General features: G+C 70.9%; 20 protein-coding genes and 1 pseudogene. 15 read left to right on the top strand and 6 right to left on the bottom strand.

All coding sequences use genetic code 11. The annotated features are described in order from the left end of the window. Nucleotides 1-249 precede the first annotated feature (249 nt). Complete coding sequence (locus ACRX5W_RS10815) at nucleotides 250-1,752, top strand: hypothetical protein (RefSeq protein WP_436787809.1); 1,503 nt, start codon at nucleotides 250-252, stop codon at nucleotides 1,750-1,752. A 65-nt stretch (nucleotides 1,753-1,817) separates the two neighbouring features. Here the strand turns inward: ACRX5W_RS10815 and ACRX5W_RS10810 are convergent, their stop codons facing one another. Beyond that, nucleotides 1,818-2,969 carry an NADH-quinone oxidoreductase subunit D gene (locus ACRX5W_RS10810; RefSeq protein WP_436787808.1) on the bottom strand — a complete coding sequence of 384 codons (1,152 nt, stop codon included), beginning with the start codon at nucleotides 2,967-2,969 and terminating at the stop codon, nucleotides 1,818-1,820. Between the two features lie 81 nt (nucleotides 2,970-3,050). On the opposite strand from ACRX5W_RS10810, the gene ACRX5W_RS10805 reads away from it, so the two are divergent. From ACRX5W_RS10805 to ACRX5W_RS10795, 3 genes are read left to right on the top strand one after another with little or no spacing between them, the layout of a single operon-like run. After that, nucleotides 3,051-3,539 carry a PH domain-containing protein gene (locus ACRX5W_RS10805; protein WP_436787807.1) on the top strand — a complete coding sequence of 163 codons (489 nt, stop codon included), beginning with the start codon at nucleotides 3,051-3,053 and terminating at the stop codon, nucleotides 3,537-3,539. 10 nt (nucleotides 3,540-3,549) lie between these two features. After that, nucleotides 3,550-5,112 (top strand): PH domain-containing protein, encoded by a 1,563-nt coding sequence (locus ACRX5W_RS10800; protein WP_436787806.1) that lies wholly within the window; start codon nucleotides 3,550-3,552, stop codon nucleotides 5,110-5,112. A gap of 36 nt (nucleotides 5,113-5,148) precedes the next feature. Further along, nucleotides 5,149-6,387 (top strand): CaiB/BaiF CoA transferase family protein, encoded by a 1,239-nt coding sequence (locus tag ACRX5W_RS10795; RefSeq protein WP_436787805.1) that lies wholly within the window; start codon nucleotides 5,149-5,151, stop codon nucleotides 6,385-6,387. Between the two features lie 57 nt (nucleotides 6,388-6,444). Here the strand turns inward: ACRX5W_RS10795 and ACRX5W_RS10790 are convergent, their stop codons facing one another. Next, entirely contained in the window at nucleotides 6,445-7,455 is a 1,011-nt protein-coding gene (locus tag ACRX5W_RS10790) for an SAM-dependent methyltransferase (protein WP_436787804.1), read from the bottom strand. A 229-nt stretch (nucleotides 7,456-7,684) separates the two neighbouring features. Between ACRX5W_RS10790 and ACRX5W_RS10785 the strand changes: the two genes are divergently transcribed. From ACRX5W_RS10785 to ACRX5W_RS10775, 3 genes are all read left to right on the top strand, one after another. Continuing rightward, entirely contained in the window at nucleotides 7,685-7,963 is a 279-nt protein-coding gene (locus ACRX5W_RS10785; RefSeq protein ID WP_436787803.1) for an acyl carrier protein, read from the top strand. A 134-nt stretch (nucleotides 7,964-8,097) separates the two neighbouring features. Continuing rightward, nucleotides 8,098-9,417 (top strand): sensor histidine kinase, encoded by a 1,320-nt coding sequence (locus ACRX5W_RS10780; protein ID WP_436787802.1) that lies wholly within the window; start codon nucleotides 8,098-8,100, stop codon nucleotides 9,415-9,417. Beyond that, nucleotides 9,414-10,109 carry a response regulator gene (locus ACRX5W_RS10775; RefSeq protein WP_436787801.1) on the top strand — a complete coding sequence of 232 codons (696 nt, stop codon included), beginning with the start codon at nucleotides 9,414-9,416 and terminating at the stop codon, nucleotides 10,107-10,109. The genes ACRX5W_RS10780 and ACRX5W_RS10775 overlap by 4 nt, the downstream gene beginning before the upstream one ends. A 19-nt stretch (nucleotides 10,110-10,128) precedes the next feature. Here the strand turns inward: ACRX5W_RS10775 and ACRX5W_RS10770 are convergent, their stop codons facing one another. Beyond that, nucleotides 10,129-10,974 (bottom strand): SDR family NAD(P)-dependent oxidoreductase, encoded by an 846-nt coding sequence (locus ACRX5W_RS10770; protein ID WP_436787800.1) that lies wholly within the window; start codon nucleotides 10,972-10,974, stop codon nucleotides 10,129-10,131. A gap of 173 nt (nucleotides 10,975-11,147) precedes the next feature. Here ACRX5W_RS10770 and ACRX5W_RS10765 point away from each other — a divergent pair, with 173 nt between their 5' ends. From ACRX5W_RS10765 to ACRX5W_RS10730, 8 genes and pseudogenes are all read left to right on the top strand, one after another. Further along, on the top strand, nucleotides 11,148-12,383 hold the full coding sequence (locus ACRX5W_RS10765) for a cytochrome P450 (RefSeq protein ID WP_436787799.1): 1,236 nt from the start codon (nucleotides 11,148-11,150) through the stop codon (nucleotides 12,381-12,383). 156 nt (nucleotides 12,384-12,539) lie between these two features. Then, the gene (locus ACRX5W_RS10760; protein ID WP_436787798.1) at nucleotides 12,540-12,968 is read left to right on the top strand and encodes a hypothetical protein; all 429 of its coding nucleotides are present in this window, start codon (nucleotides 12,540-12,542) and stop codon (nucleotides 12,966-12,968) included. Nucleotides 12,969-13,028: 60 nt separating this feature from the next. Then, on the top strand, nucleotides 13,029-13,967 hold the full coding sequence (locus tag ACRX5W_RS10755; RefSeq protein ID WP_436787797.1) for a Rossmann-like and DUF2520 domain-containing protein: 939 nt from the start codon (nucleotides 13,029-13,031) through the stop codon (nucleotides 13,965-13,967). Then, a complete protein-coding gene (panC, locus tag ACRX5W_RS10750) occupies nucleotides 13,967-14,878 on the top strand; it encodes a pantoate--beta-alanine ligase (RefSeq protein WP_436787796.1) in 912 nt (303 codons plus the stop codon). The genes ACRX5W_RS10755 and panC overlap by 1 nt, the downstream gene beginning before the upstream one ends. Next, nucleotides 14,875-15,255, top strand: a pseudogene (gene panD, locus ACRX5W_RS10745) (aspartate 1-decarboxylase); the annotation flags it as partial. The gene panC and the pseudogene panD, both read left to right, overlap by 4 nt. A gap of 245 nt (nucleotides 15,256-15,500) precedes the next feature. Continuing rightward, nucleotides 15,501-17,183, top strand: coding sequence for an L-aspartate oxidase (locus ACRX5W_RS10740; RefSeq protein ID WP_436787795.1), 1,683 nt, complete (start codon nucleotides 15,501-15,503; stop codon nucleotides 17,181-17,183). 2 nt (nucleotides 17,184-17,185) lie between these two features. Next, a complete protein-coding gene (nadC, locus tag ACRX5W_RS10735) occupies nucleotides 17,186-18,064 on the top strand; it encodes a carboxylating nicotinate-nucleotide diphosphorylase (RefSeq protein ID WP_436787794.1) in 879 nt (292 codons plus the stop codon). A gap of 95 nt (nucleotides 18,065-18,159) precedes the next feature. Continuing rightward, nucleotides 18,160-18,945 carry a type III pantothenate kinase gene (locus ACRX5W_RS10730; protein WP_436787793.1) on the top strand — a complete coding sequence of 262 codons (786 nt, stop codon included), beginning with the start codon at nucleotides 18,160-18,162 and terminating at the stop codon, nucleotides 18,943-18,945. Here the strand turns inward: ACRX5W_RS10730 and ACRX5W_RS10725 are convergent. The 3 genes from ACRX5W_RS10725 to ACRX5W_RS10715 form a co-directional block, all read right to left on the bottom strand. After that, nucleotides 18,921-19,412 (bottom strand): hypothetical protein, encoded by a 492-nt coding sequence (locus tag ACRX5W_RS10725; RefSeq protein WP_436787792.1) that lies wholly within the window; start codon nucleotides 19,410-19,412, stop codon nucleotides 18,921-18,923. The genes ACRX5W_RS10730 and ACRX5W_RS10725 overlap by 25 nt on opposite strands. 77 nt (nucleotides 19,413-19,489) lie before the next feature. Beyond that, nucleotides 19,490-21,103, bottom strand: a complete 1,614-nt coding sequence (locus ACRX5W_RS10720; protein ID WP_436787791.1) for an alpha/beta hydrolase — start codon at nucleotides 21,101-21,103, stop codon at nucleotides 19,490-19,492. Nucleotides 21,104-21,114: 11 nt separating this feature from the next. Further along, on the bottom strand, nucleotides 21,115-21,420 hold the full coding sequence (locus tag ACRX5W_RS10715; protein ID WP_436787790.1) for a hypothetical protein: 306 nt from the start codon (nucleotides 21,418-21,420) through the stop codon (nucleotides 21,115-21,117). Between the last annotated feature and the right edge of the window lie 147 nt (nucleotides 21,421-21,567).

Raw genomic sequence — 21,567 nt, 5'->3', positions numbered from 1 at the left:
CGCGCATTCCGCGATTCCCTGCCGCGCCACGCGGCTTCCCGTGTGTGCTCCGCCGCCGACCGTGGTCGCGATCAGGCCACGTTTCGCCCAGGGCTGCCGGGACCGATCGCCTCATCTGTTCCGCGGGAGGCGCGAGACTGCGAACGCCCGTCCGGTTTGCGGTGATTCGTTCTTTGAATTATCGATACGTCGTCAGAACACTGTGTGGCGCGATGCGTTCGCGTGCGGGTCCGCGTTAGGGTCACGCTCATGTCACGTGGACGTCACCGCCAGTCCTCCGCACTCCTGCGCATATCAGTGCTCATCGCGGTACTCGCGCCGGCATTCGTCGCGGTCGTGCTCGCGGCGGTCGGCAGCGGCACGGGAGTTCTTCGGGTCGCCGCGCTGTGCGCGGCTGCCTCGGCCGTCGCGCTCGTCGTGCTGCTGCGGCAGAGCCGACGGAACTACGGCGAGGACCTCGCCCGGCACCGCCGCGACCGCGAGCAGTTGGCCGTTGCGGAGGCGGAGATACGCGCGGCACACGAGAAGACGCTTGCCCGGACGGCCGCTCAGGAACGGCAGATGGCCGCCGCCCGCGAGCGGGTGGCCGCCATACGCGCGCGGCTGACGGAAGCCGAGGCACGCGTGGCCGGGGCGGAGGCGCGGGCCGGCGAGGCCCGCAAGCACGCCGAGGAGGCGGACCGGCGTATCGCCGTCGCACAGGCGCGTGCGCGTCAGGCCGAGGACCGCCTCGGCGAAGCGGCGGTCCGCGTACGCGAGTTGGAGGCTCGTGCGGAGGAACTCACCGCCCGGGTGGCCGAACTCCAGGCCGGCGCGGGGACGACCGCACCGCGCCCGGTGCGCCTGACGGCCGAGCTCTTCGCAGGTGGCGCGGCCGTGCTGCGCAGTCTGGAGAAGTCGGCCGCCGCGAAGGCCAAGGCGGAGGCAGAGGCGAGGGCGCACGCGATGGCGGAGGCGGTGACGGAGGCCGCTTCGGCGGAGCCGGTTCCGCTCGTACCACGTCCCGTCGTTCCGGCGGCGAGGTTCCTGCGGCCGCGTCCCGAATCCGTGCCCGAGATGGGCCCCGAGTCCCACGGGTCCGAGGTCCGAGAGCCGGTTGGTGAGCAGACGGCCGAGCCCGTCGCCGAGCCCGTCGCCGCGTCCGTCGGCAATCTGCCGGTGCCGCGCACGCGCGCCGAGGTCGTGGCGCCTGGAGAGCCGGCGGCCGAAGAGGCCGCTGCCGAGCTCGACTTCGGCGTCGATGCGTTGGAACCAGCCGTCGCCGCGCTGCCGCCCGATGAGGCGGTCGCCCTCATCATGCGCGATGTGGTGGAGACAGTACGTGCCGTCCGCGAACGCATGGCCCGTGCTGCGGACGGGAGTTCGTTCGACTTCTTCGGGCGGGGCGAGATCGGCGGCGAGGAGGCGGGCGACGGCATGGAGCCGGTGGCCGAGACCGAATCGGATGCCGGCGTCGCTGCCGGCCCCGAGCGGCCGGAGTTGGAGGAAGCCGAGCCGGAGGACCGAGCGGCGGCGACGGTCGGATCCGGGGCGCAGGCTGTCGAGGCGCCGGTTTCCGCGGGCGAGGACGCGTTCGTCGAGTCGCGCGCCCACCGCGTCGTGCGTGACGCCTCGGCCCGGTTCGAGATCGCGACCGCGCGTCCGCTGGTCACCCATGAGCCGCGTACCGGCCGAGCCATCCCGGTCGATCTGACCGCGCACGACGACACCGAGCAACTGCCGCAGATAGTGGACACCCGCAAGCGCGCCTGACCCCGCAGCAACCCGGCCCGGCGTGACAGCCCGTCACGCCGGGCCGGATGCGTCGGGGTGGCGCGCTATTTGTCGATGTCGCCGACCACGAAGAACAACGAGCCCAGTATCGCGACCATGTCCGCCACCAGGCATCCGCGCAGCATCTCCGACAGCACCTGCACGTTGTTGAACGACGCCGAGCGCAGCTTCAGGCGCCACGGCGTCTTCTCACCGCGCGAGACGAGGTAGTAGCCGTTGAGCCCGAGCGGGTTCTCCGTCCAGGCGTACGTGTGCCCCTCGGGTGCCTTGAGCACCTTGGGCAGCCGTAGGTTGACGGGCCCGGGAGGCAGGTCGGCCAGCCGGTCCAGGCACGCTTCGGCGAGGTCGAGGGAGACGTCCACCTGCTCCAGCAGGCACGAGAACCGGGCCAGGCAGTCGCCCTCGTCACGCGTGACGACCCGCAGCACGTCGGTGAGTTCGCCGTACGCCAGATACGGTTCGTCGCGGCGCAGGTCGAAGTCGACGCCGGAGGCCCGTGCGATCGGACCGCTGACGCCGTACGCGCGCACTGTCTCGGGCCTCAGCACGCCGACCCCGGAGGTGCGGGCGCGGAAGATCTCGTTTCCGTGCACGAGGTCGTGCAGCACCGGCAGGCGTGACCGCACGTCCGCGACCGCGTGCCGGGCGCGCCCGAGCCAGCCGGCCGGCAGGTCCTCCTTGAGGCCGCCGACGCGGTTGAACATGAAGTGCATGCGCCCGCCGGAGATCTCCTCCATCACGGCCTGGATCTCCTCGCGGTCGCGGAACGCGTGGAAAATCGGGGTGATCGCGCCGAGTTCCAGCGGATACGAGCCGAGGAACATCAGGTGGTTGAGCACCCTGTTGAGCTCGGCGAGCAGCGTCCGCGCCCACACCGCGCGTTCGGGGACCTCCATGCCGAGCATGCGTTCGACCGCGAGGACGACGCCGAGTTCGTTCGAGAAGGCGGAAAGCCAGTCGTGCCGGTTCGCCAGCACCAGGATCTGGCGGTAGTCGCGCACCTCGAAGAGCTTTTCCGCGCCCCGGTGCATGTAGCCGACGATCGGTTCGGCGCTGACGATCCGCTCGCCGTCGAGCACCAGGCGCAGCCGCAGCACCCCGTGCGTCGACGGGTGCTGCGGACCGATGTTGAGCACCATGTCGGTGGTGTCGAGCTGGTCCGCGCCGATGCCGACGCCGAGAGTGGCCTTGGTCATACCTCGAATTTTGCCAGTGCGCCGCGGACCTGCCCGCTTTGCGGGGCGTCGGCGCACGGGCCCGGCACATACGCTGAACGTATGGATCACGCCTTGGCGCCGCCCGAGCAGGCCTGGCATCCGGTCTCCGAGCAGCTTTTCCGCGTCCGGCGCTTTTTGCTGGTCGTCGTTTTGGCGCCGACGGCGGTCGCGGGCGGCGTGCTCCTGGCCGTCCTCGCGACCCCGTGGCTGGCGGTGCTGCCGGTGGCTGCGGCCGCGGTGGCGCTGGCGTGGGGCATCGTCGCGTTGCGGCGCAACCAGCGGTCGTGGCGGTATGCGGAGCGCGCGGACGACCTGTTGATCGCCCACGGGGTGCAGTTCCGGCGGCTGACGGTCGTGCCGTACGGCCGCATGCAGTTCGTGGATGTGACGGCCGGCCCGGTCGAGCGGCGCTTCGGCATCGCGACGATCAAGCTGCACACCGCCTCCGCGGGCACCGACGCGGTGATCCGCGGACTACCTCCCGAGGAGGCGGCCCGGCTGCGCGACCGCCTCGCGGAACGGGGCGAAGCCCGTTCCGCGGGCGTGTGAGGCGAGGACCGTGACCGTGGACCGAGAGTCGGGAGGGTCGGGGGCCGCGCCGGTTCCCGAGGGGGCGGATGGTGTCAAGTCCCTTGATGCCGAAGGGACTTCGGCCGCCGCCCACGAGGTCGACGCGGCTGACGGAGTCCGGGGGAGGCGGCACCCCGCCGACCCCCGTACGTCCGCGGAGGTCTCCCGCGTCACCGGCGGCGCCTCCGAGAAGCCGCCTGCGAGTCTGGTCCCGCCCCAGCCGCCGCCCGACAACGCCGAGCCGCGCCGACTGCATCCGCTGACGCCGGTGGCGAAAGGCTGGACGGCGATGGCCGCGGCCATCGCGATCTTCGGGCAGCATGCCGCGCGGACGCAGGAGACCCAACTTGGCATCGCGGTGGCCGGCGCGGTGTTCCTCGGCGCATTGCTGTGGGGGCTGCTGAGCTGGTCGTTCACGGTCTACCGGATCGAGGACGACGACCTGCGGATCGATTCGGGCGTGGTGTTCCGGCGGACCCGGCACGTGCATCTCGGTCGCCTCCAGGCCGTCGACGTCGTGCGCCCGTTCATCGCCCGGCTGCTCGGCCTCGCGGAGCTGAAGCTCCAGGTCGCCGGGGGTGATTCGGCGGAGGGGTCGCTGTCGTATGTGCACGAGCGGGACGCCCAAGCGCTGCGGGCCGAGCTGCTGGCCCGCGCGGCGGGTGTGCGGCCGGATGCGGGGGAGGCCCCGGAACGTCCGTTCGTCGCCGTTCCGATGCCGGTTCTGATCGGATCGGTGCTGCTGTCGTTCGCCACTTGGACGTTTTTGTTCCCGTCGATCGGCCTGATCTTCGTGGGCACCGCGACCGGCAACACCGCGCTGCTGCTCGGCTGCATTCCGCTGTTCGTCGCGGCCTGGCAGTTCACGGTCGGCCGCGTACTGCGCTACTTCGACTTCACCCTGTCCGAGTCGCCCGACGGGCTCCGCCTTGCGCACGGCCTGATCGAGCACCGCCACCAGACGGTGCCGCCGGGCCGTGTGCAGGCGGTGCGCATCGTGCAGCCGTTCCTGTGGCGCCCCAAGGGATGGGTGCGGGTCGAGGTCAACGTCGCGGGCTACGGCCAGGACGAGAACAACAGCGAGAACCGCGAGTCGACGCTGCTGCCCGTGGCGACGCGCGAGGTGGCGCTCGGTGTCCTGAGCCGCATCCTTCCCGGTGTGGACGTCGGGGCCGTGCCGCTTGCGCGGGTCCCGAAGCGGGCGCGCTGGCACAGCCCGGTCCGCCGCCTGGGGATGGCCTGCGGTGCCGACGACCGGGTGTTCGTGGCCCGGCGCGGGATCCTCCGCCGCGAGACCGACGTCATCCCGCACGCCAAGGTGCAGAGCGTGCGCTGGACGCAGGGTCCTGTCGAGCGCATGTTGCGGCTGGCCACGGTCCACTTGGACTCGACGCCGGGGCCGGTGCGCGTCACGGCGTCCCTGCGCGATGTCGACGAGGCCCTCCGCATCGTCGACGAGCAGGCCGAGCGGTCGCGAATCGGCCGCCGTGGGGAGGGGCCGCACCGGTGGTCGGCGCGTTCCGGGGGTTCCCTCGGAGGCGATCGTCCGTAAGATCTGACGCATCGTCATATTTCTCGGGAGGTCGCGATGGGTCAGGTGCCGGCACCGCTGGCCGGAGTCCGGATCATCGAGTGTTCGATGCTGGGCCCTGGTGCGATCACTTCGGCGCTCGTCGATCTCGGGGCCGAAGTGATCAAGATCGAACCGCCCAACGGCGACTACATCCGCGACATGACGTGGCCGATGATCGACGGCGTCTCCCTCATGCACCTCCACATCAACCGGGGCAAGAAGTCGCTGGTCCTGGACCTGCGCAAGCCCGAGGCCGCGGCCACCTTCAAGGAGCTCGTCAAGGGCGCGGACGCGGTCGTCGAGGCGATGCGGCCCGGCGGCCTGGCCCGGCGCGGACTCGGGTTCGAGGACCTGAAGGCGGTCAACCCGAAGATCGTCTTCTGCACGATCTCCGGGTACGGCGCGACCGGTCCGTACCGAGACATGCCCTCGCACGGCGTCGCGTACGACACCTGGGCCGGCGTCGTGAAGCCGGCCTTCACCGACGAGGGGCACCCGTACACGCCCGAACATGCGTCCATCGGCATCCACGCCGGGCCGCTCTTCGGCGCGCTCGGCATGCTCGCCGCGATCATCCGTGCCCGCGAGACCGGCGTCGGCGGGCAGATCGACATCGCCCAGTCCGACGCCGCCGCCGCGATGGACTGGCTCCGCAGCGAGACGTACCGCGCGTACGAGCGCCCCGAGTCGGAGGTCACCGGCAACAAGACCGACAACTACGTGCGTCGTGCGCCGGGCACCGCGGGGATGACCGAGGGCGTGCGCTACCAGATGTACAAGTCGTCCGACGGCTACATCCTCTTCATGGCGTCCGAGCGGTCGCTGTGGAAGAACTTCTGCGAAGCGGTCGGCCGCCCCGATCTGTTCGAGAAGTGGCCCGGCTCGACGTACGCCGACCACGCCCTCGGCAACCTGGAGCTCCGCGAGGAGCTGCGGAAGATATTCGCGACGCGCACATCGCTCGAATGGCTCGCCTTCGGGAACGAGGCGAACACCCCCATCGCGCCGGTGAACGACCCGAAGAGCATCGCGGACGACCCGCAGTTCCGGCACCGCTTCACCTGGTTCCCCAAGGAGGAACTGGGGGCGGACCAGCTCTCCAGCCCGATCCACTTCGTCGGCGAGGAACTGCCGCGCCCGACGAAGGCCCCCACGGTCGGCCAGCACAGCGCCGAGGTGCTCAGCGACGTCCTCGGCTACGACGACGCCAAGATCACCGAACTGCGGGCTGCCGGGGTCCTCGGGGCAAGCTGAGCGCCCGTGGTGCGGCCGGGGGCCGGACCATCGCCCGGGGCGTGTCGGCCCGGCCCGTCACCCCAGTCCGCTGCCCGCCGCGCGGGGGGCGGCGGGTGTCAGGATCTCCGGCGGCGGCATGCCCACGCCGTGCACCACCCAGCGGAAGTCGCCGAGGCCGCCGCGCGCGGTCAGTTCACCCGCCTCGCCCGCGTCGCGCAGCGCGGCCAGGTAGCCGCGCGGGTCCGTGCGGGCGAGGTCGTACCGAGGCCGGGCGGCGCGTACGCCCAGCGCGTGCAGGGCCTCGCGCTGGGAGAGGTGGACGGCCGCCCCGACGCCGGTCGCCTCGCCGGCCGCGGCGGCGAGCGCGTCCACGGCGACGTGCGACGTCACATCGCATGTCCCGTCCGGCACCGGGGCGACGGCCCGGCCCTGCCGGTAGCCGGTGAGCGTGCCGCGCGGGGGACGCGACGCGCGGTCGTGGCCGTAGTCGATCGCGACCGCGACGCCGTGGGCCAGCGACGCGACGGCGGCCGTCCACGCCGCGTCGCGCGGCGCCCCGATCTCGGCGCGCGTGCCGGGCGCGGCCCCGCGCAGCGGCCACCACCGCTCCAGCCAGGCCGCGTCGGCGCCGGAGACCGCCGCACCGAGGCGTTCGTGCCCCGACCCCGATTCGACCTCGACGATGCGGGCGACGCCCTCGGCGTCGACCTCGGCCACGTCGACCGGGACGTTGTCGAGCCATTCGTTGGCCACCAGCAGCGCCGACACGCCCGGCGGTACCGACGCCGTCCAGCCGATCGACGGCGGCAGAGCCTCGGGCCGGGCGGCGACGTCCACGCCGTGCAGCCGGAGCGCGGGATCGATGCGCAGCAGGGCGACGAGGAGTTCGCCGCGCCCCGCCCCGACGTCGACGACGGTGTCGAGGCCGGCCTCGCGGGCGAGCTTCGCCAAGGCGCCGGCGAAGAGCGGCGAGGCATGGACCGACGTGCGGAAATGACCGGCGGGGCCTTCGGGCCGCAGATAGAAACCGCCGGTCCCGTACAGGGCCCGGTGGGTGGCGTCCCGCCAGGTCGACCAGGTGTTCATCGGTGACGACGCTACCGGGCCCGCGCCCGGTGCGGGGACGTTCGGGGGGCCGCCGCCGCCCGCTCATCCCGCTCGCGACGGCGTTGTCCGGGCCGGCCCGGGGTGACGGCTCGGACAAACCCACAATCGCGTCAAGTAATCAGGTGATGATGGAGAGTTACGCTAGGTGCGCGTCCACATGCCCGTTGGAACAGATGGTCCCGATTCATCCGAGGGAAGGGTTCACGCCATGCGCATCCACGCCGACACCGCCCTGTCCGAGGGCGTCACCGGAATCGTCGCGCGCGCGACGTCCCGTCGGCCCGAAGAACTCACACCCGAAACCCGGCTCGTGGACCACCTGGGCGCCGACGCGCACACGTACGCGCAGATCGCGCGGCTGGTCGCCGACCGCTACGGCCTGCCCGTCGACGGGACGCACCTGTGCGACGACGCCGCGACCATCGGCGATCTCGTGACGGTCGTCGCCGACCGCGCGGCCCGGCAGGCGATCACCGAGTCGGTCTGATCTCGTCGGTCCGGGCCGGCGGGTTACGGGCCGGGCCGTCGTACCGAAGGCACCACGACTGATACCTGCGTCGTACGGCCGTCTCCCCACCGAGGCGGACGCCGCCACCCGAGTCGCTCCATAACCTCGATGGCATGCAAGGGATCTACGAGTGGCTGCGCAGGCACCCGTTCGTCGTGGACGCGACGGGTGCCTCTCTTCTGCTCATGGTCTCCCTCGTCATCGTCGCCGCCGAGGCCGGGGGAGGAGATGACGTCGCGTCCGGACTCATCGCGCTGGTGCTGTGCGCCTCGATGGCCGTGCGCCGCGTACATCTGCGCGTTGCCGCGGCGGGTGTCGTCGTCGGGGGGCTCGCGCAGCTCGTGACGGGCGTGATGACGGGGCCTGTCGACCTCGCGATCATCGTCGTCCTGCACTGTGCGGCCAAGTCCGGTCCCCGGTGGCTGTCACGCATCGGCCTGGTGCTGGCCTTCGTGGCGCCTGTCCTGCTGGTCCTGCGCTTCCCGCCCGACAAACCGGCCGGGATCAAGGAGACGTTGTTCGGCTGCGCGTTCGTCATCTTCATGCTGCTGATCGCGTGGGTGCTCGGGGACTCGATGCGGACGCGGCGCGCATACTACGCCGAGTTGGAGGACCGGGCGGCCCGCCTGGAACGCGAGCGCGACGCGCACGCCGAGGTGGCCGCGGCGGCGGAGCGGGCCCGGATCGCCCGCGAACTCCACGACGTGGTCGCGCACAACGTGTCGGTGATGGTCGTGCAGGCCGATGGTGCCGCGTACGCCATCGGCACGTCCCCCGACCGCGCCCGGGAAGCGCTCACCACCATCTCCACGACCGGTCGTGAGGCGCTCGCCGAGATGCGCCGCCTCCTGGGCGTGCTGCGCTCGGACGCCGACCGGGGGCCGTACGCCCCGCAGCCCGGCGTCGACCAGCTCGGCGACCTGGTCGACCGGGTCCGCGACGCGGGCCTTTCGGTCGACCTGCGCGTCACCGGTGTCCCGGTCGAGCTGCCCAAGGGCGTCGCGCTCGCGTCGTACCGCATCGTGCAGGAGGCGCTGACGAACACCCGCAAGCACGCCGGGCCGACCGCGACGGCGTCGGTCGTGATCGGCTACGGCGAGGACGCCCTCGACATGGTGGTCACCGACGACGGTCGGGGTGCCGACGCTCCCGGCGACGGCATGGGGCACGGCCTCGTCGGCATGCGCGAGCGCGTCGCGATGCTGGGCGGGCGCCTGGAGACCGGCCCGGCCGACGAAGGCGGCTGGCGGGTGCACGCCGTGCTGCCGTACGTCGCGGACGCCGACACGTCGCGGCGCCCCAGACCGCCGCGACCGGCCCGCGAACCCGGACCCGACCGGCCCGCCGGGAAGCGTGGCGCCCGACTGACCTCCCCGGCCGCGCCCGCGGCCCCCACCGCAACCACCGCCTTCACCGCACGAGGAGCCGCATGACCATCCGGGTGATGCTGGTCGACGACCAGGAACTGCTGCGTACCGGATTCGGCATGGTGCTCCAGGCCCAGCCCGACATGGAGGTGGTCGCCGAGGCGGGCGACGGTGCCGAGGCGGTGGACAAGGTCCGCACGACCGCGGTGGACATCGTCCTCATGGACGTGCGCATGCCGCGCATGGACGGCGTCGAGGCCTGCCGCCGGATCGCCGGCGACGGCCCCGACGCGGTCCTGCCGCCGCCCGGGCACGAACGCCCGAAGGTGCTGATGCTGACGACGTTCGACCTCGACGAGTACGCCTTCGCCGCGATAAAGGCGGGTGCGAGCGGATTCCTCCTGAAGGACGTCCCGCCGACCGAACTGCTGTCCGGCATCCGCGCGGTGGCCTCCGGCGACGCGGTGGTCGCCCCCAGCACCACCCGCCGCCTCCTGGACCGCTTCGCGCCGATCCTGCCGAGCGAGTCGGACACCCGGCCGGACGCCGTCGGGACGCTCACCGAGCGCGAGCGCGAGGTGCTGCTGCTGGTCGCGCAGGGGTTGTCCAACGCGGAGATCGCCGCGCAGCTGTTCCTGTCCGAGACCACGGTCAAGACCCACGTCGGGCGCATCCTGATGAAACTCGGGCTGCGCGACCGCGTCCAGGCGGTGGTCATGGCGTACGAGACCGGACTCGTGCGCGCCCGCGGAGCCTGAGCCGCCGCCGGTACGCGGGTCAGTCCGTGTAGAAGCCGCCGTCCGGGTGCAGCATCTCGCCGGTGAAGTACGACGACTGCTGGCCGGCCAGAAACAACGCCGCGTCCGCTACTTCGCGCGCGGTGCCCAGACGGCCCAGCGGCACGTCCGCGAGCAGGCGTTCCTCAAGGTCCGGCAGGCCCCGGACCACGTCGCCGATGTTGGTCTCGATGAAGCCGGGGCCGATCGCGTTGACGCGGATCCCGGCCGGGCCGAGCACGCGCGCGGCGTACTTCGTGAGCATCCACACCCCGGCCTTCGAGACCGAGTACGCCGGTGCGCCCGCCGCGGGGTGCTTCGCCGCTATCGACGCGATCGTGATGATCGAGCCGCGCCGCTTGAGGTCGAGCATCACGCGGGCCGCGGCCTGCACCGCGAGCATCGTGCCGGTGAGGTTGACGTCGAGGACCTTCTGCCAGTCCGACAACAGCATTTCGCTGAAGCGGCGCATCGGGTCGTGCTCGCGCGCGTGTCTGGCCGACCTGCGCGCGACGCCCTCCGGCCGGTCGCCGCGGTAGTCCGCGGTGGCTATGCCGGCCGCGGTGACCAGCACGTCGATGCCGCCGAACAAGTCGACCGCGTGCTGCATCACGGTCTCGTTGTCGGTCGGACTGCTCGCGTCCGCATGCACGTAGGCCGCCCGCCGGCCCTTCTTCTCGACGGCGGCGATCGTGTCGATGCCGCGTTCGTCGAGGATGTCCGCGACGACGACGTCGGCGCCCTCCGCCGCGAAACGCTCGCAGCATGCCCGGCCGATGCCGTTCGCGCCGCCCGTGACAACCGCGACCTTCCCCGCCAGAAGACCGTCGCCTTGCCCCAACACCATGAGCCGTACCCCTCCCGAGCCGCACGCCCGGCGCATCGGTGCGCCCGCCGGCGCGCGCGTATCGCCCCATCCTGCCCCGCCGTGTCTGAACTCGAAACCGGCCTCGCAACCGGCGACGTGCTCGGGCACGCTGTAACGCCGTGACAATTGACGCCCCGTCAGGAGCCGATGCCATGACCACCGCCGCGTCGACACAGCCCTCGCCCGCGCCCGACATCTACTCACCTGACGTGTACGCTGCCGCGCCCCCGCACGCCCTGTTCACCGAACTCCGGCGCACGCAACCTGTCTTCTGGCAGGACATGCCCGGCGAGCCCGGCTATTGGGCGGTGCTCAAACACGCCGACGTCGAGTACGTCGCGCAGCACCCGGAGCTGTTCTCCGCCGAACGCGGGGGCGTCGTACTGGAAGACCTCGACGAGACACGCCTGAACGCTCTGCGCGGCACGCTGCTGGCGATGGACCCGCCGCGGCACCGCGCGTACCGCAAGCCGCTGGTCACGTCGTTCACCGCGCGCGTCGTCGGCGGCATGGAGGACCGGATACGGCGGATCACCCGAGAGATCCTCGCGCGCGTTCCGGCGGACGGGCACGTCGAGTTCGTGCACGACGTGACCTCCGGGCTGCCGACCCGGGTGATCGGCGAGCTGATGGGCCTGCCGCCCGAGGACTGGGCGTACGTCCACCGCCTCGCGGAACGCAACACCGGCGGCCAGGACCCCGAGGTCCGCGGCACCGGCCCGGACGACGGGCCCGGCGCCTCGTCGGCGGAGATGGCGGCGTACGCGATCGGCTTCGCCGCACGCCGACGCGCCGATGCACCGCGCGCGGACCTGACGACACTGATCTTGGAGTCGGAGTTCGACGGCAAACCGATGACCGACCTGCAATTCGGCATGTTCTTCGTGCAGTTGGTGACGGCCGGCAACGACACGACGAAGACGATGCTGTCGGCGGGACTGCACGCACTGCTCACCCATCCGGAGCAATTCGCGGCCCTGCGTGCGGACCCGTCGCTGGCGCCGGGGGCGGTCGAGGAGATCCTGCGCTGGGCGAACCCGCTGCACTACTTCCGGCGCACCGCCAGGCGGGACGTCGAGCTGCGCGGCGCCCGGATCAAGGCGGGCGACAAGGTGGCCATGTACTACACGTCCGCCAACCGCGACGAGGACGTCTTCGCGGACCCGCAGGCGTTCGACATCGCGCGTCGACCGAATCCGCACCTCTCGTTCGGCTTCGGCGAGCACTTCTGCCTGGGCGTGCACATCGCGCGTTTGGAAGGCCGGGTGTTCTTCGAGGAACTTCTCGCGGCATTCCCCGACATCGAGGCCACGGGCGAACCGGTCAGGCTCCGCTCCAACCTCAACAACGCGCTGACCAGGCTTCCGGTACGCCTCGGGAGGGCGTGAGCCGCGACCACCCCTCGACGAGCGGAGGCCGACCGAAGGACACCAGCGGGCCGCACCCACGGGCGGGGCGGCCCGCTTCGGCTTCCCCAACACTCTTGGGAACGCTCGATATGCGGCTTATCACGCCATGTGATCCCCTGAGGTTCGGAGGTTCTCATGCGCAAGCTCATGGCTCGCGTGGTCCTCAGGTCCGCGCTCGCGATATCCGCAGTGGGCATCGTCGCCGCCGCAGGCGTGTTCGACGCGACCCCGAACGGTCCGAACAAGAGTTCCCCGAAGTTCTCCACCCAGGTGGCCGTCGGCGACCCCGCAGGCCGACCCGTGACGGAGCCCGGCGCACCCGCCGCGTCGTCGTACACACTCCGCACCGAAAACGGGCCCCGAGCCGCCATGGCGGCTCGCGTCGTCACCGCGACGCTGCTGCTCACCGGGCTCATCCTCACGGCCCTCGGGGCCATCGGGATGCGCGGCCCGGTCCTCTTCCGGCGCTCGACCGTTGTGGACGACATCCTCGATATGGGATACACCCCGGCATTTCTGCGCGGTCCGGGAGGCCACCCGCGATTCGGTCCGCCCCCCACCTGAGTACGCTGAATGGGCCAGTACTCGTCCGGTACCCACCGCGGACTGGAACGGAAGGCCATCGTGACCGAGAACGACTCCCCCGCCGTACCCCGACGGCGGCCCCGGCCTGCGGATCCCGCCGACCGACCCGCCCGCCTCGCGGTCGGCGTCGTCGGCGCGGGCCGCGTCGGCGCGCCGCTCGCCGCAGCCCTGGCCCTCGCCGGCCACACCGTCGTCGCCGCCTCCGGTGTTTCGGACGCGTCCCGACGCCGCGCCGAGGACTTGCTCCCCGGTGTCCCCCTCGCCAGCCCGCAGGACGTCATCGCCCGCGCGGACCTCGTCCTGCTCACCGTCCCCGACGACGCGCTGTCCGACCTCGTGACGGGCCTCGCCACGACCGGGGCCCTCAAACCCGGCCAAATGCTCGTGCACACCTCCGGCCGTTTCGGCGTCTCCGTCCTCGAAGACGCCGCGCGCGCCGGTGCGCTGCCGCTCGCGCTGCACCCCGTCATGACGTTCACCGGCACCTCGGTGGACGTCCAGCGGCTGGTCGGCTGCTCCTTCGGGGTCACCGCCCCCGAGGTGCTGCGGCCGGTCGCCGAGGCGCTGGTGGTCGAGATGGGCGGCGAGCCCGAATGGATCGACGAGAGCGCGCGCCCGCTCTACCACGTGGCGCTCGCCAACGGAGCCAACCACCTGGTCACCCTGGTGGCGCAATCCCTCGACCTGCTCACCGCGGCCGGCGTCCGCGCCCCCGACCGCATGCTCGGCCCGCTCCTCGGTGCGGCCCTCGACAACGCCCTGCGCTCCGGGGACCTCGCCCTGACCGGCCCGGTCGCGCGAGGAGACGCCGGCACCGTCGCCGCCCACCTCGCCGAGCTTCGCCGGACCGCGCCCGAAGGGCTGGCCGCCTATGTGGCGATGGCCCGGCTCACCGCCGACCGCGCGCTCACGGCCGGGCTGCTGAAGCCCGAGCTGGCCACGGCACTGCTGGACGTGCTGGCCGAAGGAGGTGCCTGATGGCCGACACCCGCAACACCGTCCTTGCCCAAGGGCGTGAGGAATTCGAAGAGGTGTACGCCGCGTACGCCTCCGCGCCCGCGGTCGCCGTCGTCATGACCATGGGCGCGCTGCACGAAGGCCACGCCACGCTGATCCGCACCGCCCGCGAGCGCGTCGGACACGACGGGGCCGTGCTGGTCACCGTCTTCGTCAACCCGCTGCAATTCGGAGTGAACGAAGACCTCGACCGCTACCCGCGCACCCTCGACGCGGACCTGGTCGTGTGCCAGGAAGCGGGTGCGGACCTGGTCTTCGCCCCGTCGGTCGAGGACGTCTACCCGGACGGCGCGCCGCTGGTGCGCATCTCGGCGGGGCCGGTCGGGGCCGTACTCGAAGGCGCGTCCCGCCCCGGCCACTTCGACGGCATGCTCACCGTGGTCGCGAAGCTCCTGCACCTGACCGAGCCGTTCGACACCGGCACCGAGCACATCGCGTTCTACGGGCAGAAGGACGCGCAGCAACTCGCGCTCATCCGGCGCATGGTCGCCGATCTCAACTTCCGCACCGAGGTCGTGGCCGTACCCACCGTGCGGGAGGTCGACGGCCTCGCGCTGTCCAGCCGCAACCGCTACCTCGGACTCGCGGACCGTGCCACGGCCCTCGCGCTCAGCCGCGCGCTGCGCGCCGGCGAAGCCGAGGCCGCACACGGGGCCGCGGCGGTCTGCGACGCGGCGTCCGCGGTGCTCGCCGAGGCCGCGCACGCCACTCCGCCGCTCGTCCTCGACTACCTCGCCCTCGTGGACCCCACCACGTTCGCCGAGGTGCCCGCGAACCACTTCGGCCCGGCTGTCCTGGCCGTCGCCGCCCGGGTCGGCACGACCCGTCTGATCGACAATGTCCCCCTGGTGATCGCAGGAGCACGGTCATGATGCGCACGATGTTCAAGTCCAAGATCCACCGCGCCACGGTGACCCAGGCCGACCTGCACTACGTCGGCTCGGTCACCATCGACGAGGACCTCCTCGACGCCGCGGACCTGCTGCCGGGCGAGCTCGTGCACATCGTCGACATCGACAACGGCGCCCGCCTGGAGACGTACACGATCGCCGGCCCGCGCGGCACCGGGGTCATCGGCATCAACGGCGCCGCCGCGCGCCTCGTGCACACCGGCGACCTGGTGATCATCATCGCGTACGCCCAGGTCACCGATGACGAGGCCCGTGCCATGAAGCCGCGCGTGGTGTTCGTCGACGGCGAGAACCGCATCACCGGGACCGGCCACGACGCGGCCGAGGTCCCGGCCGGGCCCGCCGGGAACGGGCTGCTGCGCGGCGACATCCCCACCCCGCGCGACGCCGCGTCCACCGAGCCTTCGCCGGGCGAGGAGCAGAACCCGGCGAAAGCCGTCCAGAAGACCGCGAAGAAGTCGGCGAGGAAGTCGGCCGAGAAGGCGTCCCGCAAGACCGCCGCCAAGACCGCGCGGAACGCCGCGAAGAAGGCCGCCGGGAAAGCGGCGGCACGGTCCGCCTCCGGGGCCGGGAAGACAGGCCGGTGACCACACACCCGACCCGGCTGGCCGCCCCCGCGCCCGGCTGGTCCACCTACGCGGACGTCATCGTCGTCGGCTCGGGCGTCGCCGGCCTCACCGCGGCGCTGCGGGCCGCCGACGTGGTCGACCGCGTCCTCGTGGTCACCAAGGCGGTCCTCGACGAAGGCTCCACCCGGTGGGCGCAAGGCGGCATCGCTGCGGCACTCGGCGAAGGCGACACTCCCGCACAGCACATGCACGACACGCTCGTCGCGGGTGCCGGGCTGTGCGACGAGGAAGCCGTGCGCGTCCTGGTCACCGAGGGCCCCGGCGCGGTCGGCCGCCTCATGTCGGTCGGTGCCGAATTCGACCGCGACGCCGACGGCAACATTCTGCTCACGCGCGAGGGCGGGCATTTGCGCAACCGCATCGCGCACGCGGGCGGTGACGCCACCGGCGCGGAGATATCGCGGGCACTCGTGCACGCGGTCCACGACGCCGGCATCGAGGTCATCGAACACGCCCTCGTCCTGGACCTGTTGCGGGACGCGGAAGACCGCGTGTGCGGCGTGACCCTGCACGTCATGGGCGAGGGTGCGCGCGACGGCGTCGGTGCGGTGCACGGCCGCGCGGTGATCCTGGCGGCCGGCGGCATGGGCCAGATCTTCTCCTCGACCACCAACCCCCACGTGTCGACCGGCGACGGCGTCGCACTCGCGCTGCGGGCCGGGGCGTCGGTGACCGATCTGGAGTTCGTGCAGTTCCACCCCACCGTGCTGTGGCTCGGGCCGGGCGCCGAAGGGCAGCAGCCGCTGGTTTCCGAGGCCGTGCGAGGCGAGGGCGCGTACCTCGTCGACGCCGACGGCATACGGTTCATGACGGGCCGTCACCCGCTGGGGGAGCTCGCACCGCGCGACATCGTCGCCAAGGGCATCACGCGGCGGATGGCCGAGACCGGCACCGAGCACATGTACCTCGACGGGCGGCACTTCGGCGCCGACATGTGGGCCGCACGGTTCCCGACCATATTGGCCGCGTGCCGCTCACACGGCATCGACCCGGTGTCCGATCTGATCCCGGTCGCCCCGGCCGCGCACTATGCGAGCGGGGGAGTGCGCACCGACCTGCACGGGCGTACAACCGTCCCCGGCCTGTACGCGTGCGGCGAGGTCGCGTGCACCGGCGTCCACGGCGCCAACCGCCTCGCGTCCAACTCGCTCCTCGAAGGCCTGGTCTTCGCCGAACGCATCGCCGCCGACCTCGCCCGCGACCTCCCCCCGCGCCGCGAACCAGTCGAACCGCCGGGCGAGGCAGGGCTGTTGGACGCCGGCGTACGCCTGCCGCTGCAACGCGCCATGACCGCCGGGGCGGGTGTGCTGCGCAGCCGGGACAGCCTGCGCGAGACCACGCGCGTACTCGCGGAGCTCGCGCTGCGGACCGGCACCGACCCGTGCACCGAGGCGTGGGAGGCGACCAATCTGCACACCGTCGCGAGCGCCCTGGCCGCCGCGGCGTACGACCGCGAGGAGACGCGCGGCTGCCACTGGCGCGAGGACTTCCCCGACCGCGACGACAAGGACTGGCGCGGGCACGTGGTGACCACGATGGCCGCCGGGCGCCTTGATCTGACGTACGAGCCGTACGAGCCCAAGCTCCACGAGCCGACACCGTCGACCCCGGCGACAACGCCCCAGCCCAAGGAGTAGCCGTGACGCTCAGCCCGGACCTCGCCTCCCGCCTGGCCAAAGCCGGACTGGACCCCGCCGCGGTCGAGGCGCTCGTCCGCGCGACGGTCGCCGAGGACCTGGACGGCGGCGTCGACGTCACATCCGTCGCCACCGTGCCCGCGGACGCGCGCGGCCACGCCGACTTCACCGCCCGTGCCATCGGCGTCGCGGCAGGCATCCCCGTCGCCGAAGCCGTCGTCGACGTGGTCTGCGGCGGTGCCGCCGACATCAGCACCTTCGTCGCCGACGGCGACCGCGTCGCCCGGGGCCAGGTGCTCTTCACCGCCTCCGGCCCGACCCGCGAACTGCTGACGGCCGAGCGCTCCGCCCTCAACCTGCTGTGCCGGCTCTCCGGCATCGCCACGCTCACCCGCGAGTGGGTCGACGCCATCGCGGGCACCGGCGCCGCGATCCGCGACACCCGCAAGACAACCCCCGGGCTGCGTGCGCTGGAGAAGTACGCCGTGCGCTGCGGCGGTGGCGTCAACCACCGCATGTCACTGTCCGACGCCGCGATGGTCAAGGACAACCACGTTGTGGCCGCGGGCGGCGTCGCCGAGGCGTTCCGGGCAGTGCGGACAGCGTTTCCCGACGTGCCGGTCGAAGTCGAGGTCGACCGCCTGGACCAGATCGCACCCGTACTCGAAGCGGGCGCCGACCTCATCCTGCTCGACAACATGACGCCGCATCAGCTCCGCGAGGCCGTCGCCCTGGTGGCCGGCCGGGCGCGCCTCGAATCCAGCGGCGGCCTGACCCTCGACACCGCCCGCGACGTTGCCGCGACCGGCGTGGACTACCTGGCGGTCGGTGCACTCACCCACTCCGCGCCGATCCTCGACATCGGCGTGGACCTCCGCTGACGCGGCCGAACACCCCAAACCCGCGCCGGGTACTGTGCACTCCTTCACCGCCCACCCCAGTTTCGACTCACCGCCCCAGCCAAGGACACGCGACGATGCTCCTGACGATCGACGTAGGCAACACGCACACCGTGCTCGGCCTGTTCGACGGTGACGACATCGTCGAGCATTGGCGCATCTCCACCGACGCGCGCCGCACCGCCGACGAACTCGCGGTGGTGCTCCAAGGCCTGCTCGGCCAACACCCCCTCATCGACCCCGGCGGCGTCGACGGCATCGCCGTCTGCTCCACCGTCCCGTCGGTCCTGCACGAGATGCGCGACATGTTCCGCCGCTACTACGGCGACATCCCCGCCGTGGTCGTCGAACCCGGCGTCAAGACCGGCGTCCCGGTCCTCATGGACAACCCCAAGGAAGTCGGCACCGACCGCATCATCAACGCCCTGGCCGCCATCAAGCTGTACGGCGGCCCCTGCATCGTCGTCGACTTCGGCACCGCGACCACCTTCGACGCCGTCAGCGCCAAAGGCGAATACATCGGCGGCGCCATCGCCCCCGGCATCGAAATCTCCGTGGACGCGCTGGGCGCCCGAGGCGCCCAACTCCGCAAAATCGAACTGATGCGCCCCCGCAGCGTCATCGGCAAGAGCACGGTCGAGGCCATGCAGGCAGGAATCCTCTACGGCTTCGCCGGCCAAGTAGACGGCGTGGTAAGGCGCATGGCCGCGGAACTGTCGGACGACCCCGAGTCCGTAACGGTCGTCGCCACAGGAGGCCTCGCCACGCTGGTCCTGGGCGAAGCAAGCGTCATCGACATCCACGAGCCGTGGCTGACATTGATCGGCCTGAGAATGGTCTACGAGCGCAACGCGGGCGCGTAGCCCGGGACCGCAGCCGCGGACGCGGGGATGTCCTTGGCAGAGGGAGAAGGGGGACGGGGCGAGGACGAAGCGGGGAGGGCAGATTCGCTGGGTTCCACGCAGGGAGAGTGGATGCCGATGTGGAATTCACCGATTGGCGTAAGGTGCGCACGGAGACCAATTCCCGTGGAAGCGTCTTGAAAGAGCAACACGATGTAGTCGCTGTTCCATTTGGCCGGGTATACTTGATGATATCCAGCTTTAGCCCATGCTGCTTCGAGTGCGAGTAGATCCTCTACGCCGTTTTCTCGCGGCACACCTTTAGCGTTGTATGCCCAGCCGAGGTCGATTGCCCCTGTTGGAGCCCCACCCACGTCGGTGCAGTCGCTGCTATATGTATTTTTGATTCCCAAATTCGGGTTATTCAGCGTCGCCAATGATTTGTCGAAAGCCTGCGCGACGATGGGTCGAATTTCATCGGCTTTCACAGCACTCTGCGTCCCAGCCCCGCAGCCTGTCGTCGCCATCGCTGTGAGTAGCAATTTGGTGGCCCAAAGTCGCTTGCTCACGGCCGTTGTCCTGCGGCGATCTCGCCCATCGCCACGAGCGATGGGGACCTTTGCTGCCAGTAGTATGAGTGGGCGCTGAAATTGAAGACATCGTCTCCCCCTGGCGCACGGCCGACCGGAAGGTCTTGAGCGCCGAATTGGTCCGATGTCGGGTTGATGCCAAACCGAACTTGCTCGATCTCGTCCCATTTTCTGGGGCTCAAAGGGAGCGCATACTCGTCGACGGGATCGTTAGCGATTGTTCCTGCGTAGACATCTTCTGCGGGCATGTTCAACTCGCTCACGTGCTCCGCACCGACCCCCGGGCTCCCGATGATGATAAACCTGTTGACCTGCATCCCCTCATGCTCCAAAGCCCGCCCGGCCACCAAGCTCCCATAACTGTGTGCAATGACGGTGGTGTGCGCCGGATCTCCCTCTCGGACGGCGTCGAGGCCTGCGTCGAAGCGTGCCAGTCTGGGCGCCCCGTTCTCCGCAAACGCTTCACGAGTCGAATCTTTGACGAGGCTTTGCGGTGCGTCATAGCCCATCCACAAAATCGAGGACGTCGGTTGCCTCGGGGCGGCGATGGTGGCTGACGCCAGTACATATGAAGTCCGGTCGATCGCACCCGCTACATCGGCAAGCTTCGCTCCCGTGCCCGGGACGTTGATCACCACATTGTCAGCCGTGTCCGGATTTCCCAGCGCCACCACCGCCCGCCCGTTCCCCTCGGTGCTGTAACTGAGCAGAAAGGCCGGTGGAACCGCCTGCCCGTAGGGGTTCTCCTGGTCGCCCAACTGGTAATCGAGTACCTTCTCCAGCGCAGTGATTCCGTCCAGTCGCCGGTGCAATTCCTCTCTCGCCAGCTCCACGTTGCGTGGATCCCGGTACTGCGGAGGCAAGTTGCTGCGGGCCGGGGCGTTCGGCAGGTGATTGAGTTGCTCCAACTGCCGTTGCAGCGCGGTGCGTTCTTCCTTCAGCGCCAGTCGATTGGCCTGGTCCCGGACGGCGGCCGGCAGTCCGTCCGTCATTCCGATCAGCCGGGGCGCGAAGGCGATGTACTCGTGTCGCTGGTCTTCGGTCAGCGAAGCCCACCATGCGGCGGCGGCCGCCGGGTCGTTGCGTGGAATCGCCGACAGGTCGAGGTGGCTGAGGGCCGCGACGGCTTTCCTGTCCTGGGCGTGGCCCTGCCAGCTCGTCGAATTGGTGTCGGTTCGTGGAATGACGTCGAGTTGGCGGAGCGCTGCCGCGTAGCGTTCGTCGGTTTCGTTGACCGTGCGCAAAAGTGCCGCGATCGCCCTGTCGGCGTGTTCGTCGGAGGTTGTGTCCAGCAACCGCCTGAGCTGCTGCCGGCTCGTATGGAAGAACTCGTGTATGTCGTCCAGCAGCGTGTAGACCAAGCGAGCCTGGACCGTCGCATGCAGTAAGTCGTCGGACAAGCGGTCGAGATTGCGGTACGCGGCATCAGCGCTCAGCCCGACCCAGTTCGAGGCACGCAATGGGCCTCCCACTTTGGCCCCGGCGTCCCGCTGGGCGCCCTCCAGCGCGGCGAGCAGAGCTGCCCAGGAGACGCGGGCGTTATAGAGCGCGTTGAGGTTCGCGGTACACAGTTGAGTGGCGGTGGGCATGCGTACCACCGTCAGCCGTGCGGGAGTTGCAGTGCGTTGACCGCTGTGGCCTCCGCGCTTTCGTACGCGTCCGCGTTCATCCGCAGTGCGTTCCCTGCCTGAAAGTAGCCCTCGCCGATATACCTGACTTGGCCCTGCCACGACCGCGCAATGGTCGCGAGCGCGCTCACGGATGTGAAGCCGCCCAACGTGGATAGACAGGCGATGCTTTCGTCGGCGGCGATATCGCCGCGCTGGATCAGGCTCTCGGCCACGTCCCGCGACGCGCTTGCGGAAGCGCGGAGTTCCCACGGTTGGACTTCGAAACGATTCGGCACGGCTGACCCCCCGATCTGTCGGCGTCCGGCCGAGGCACAGTAACACCGCAAGGAAGACGGAGGGCGACAAAGTAATCACGAAGAGTGATAGCGGTTCGTACGCCTATTCGCTGTTCGGCGGATCGATGCCCACCCTCGCCCCGCCCT

The organism is Yinghuangia sp. YIM S10712 (assembly GCF_051388935.1).
GTDB lineage: Bacteria > Actinomycetota > Actinomycetes > Streptomycetales > Streptomycetaceae > Yinghuangia.
Note: the sequence above shows the minus strand (reverse complement) of the source record. Positions and strands in the feature narration are given on the sequence as shown.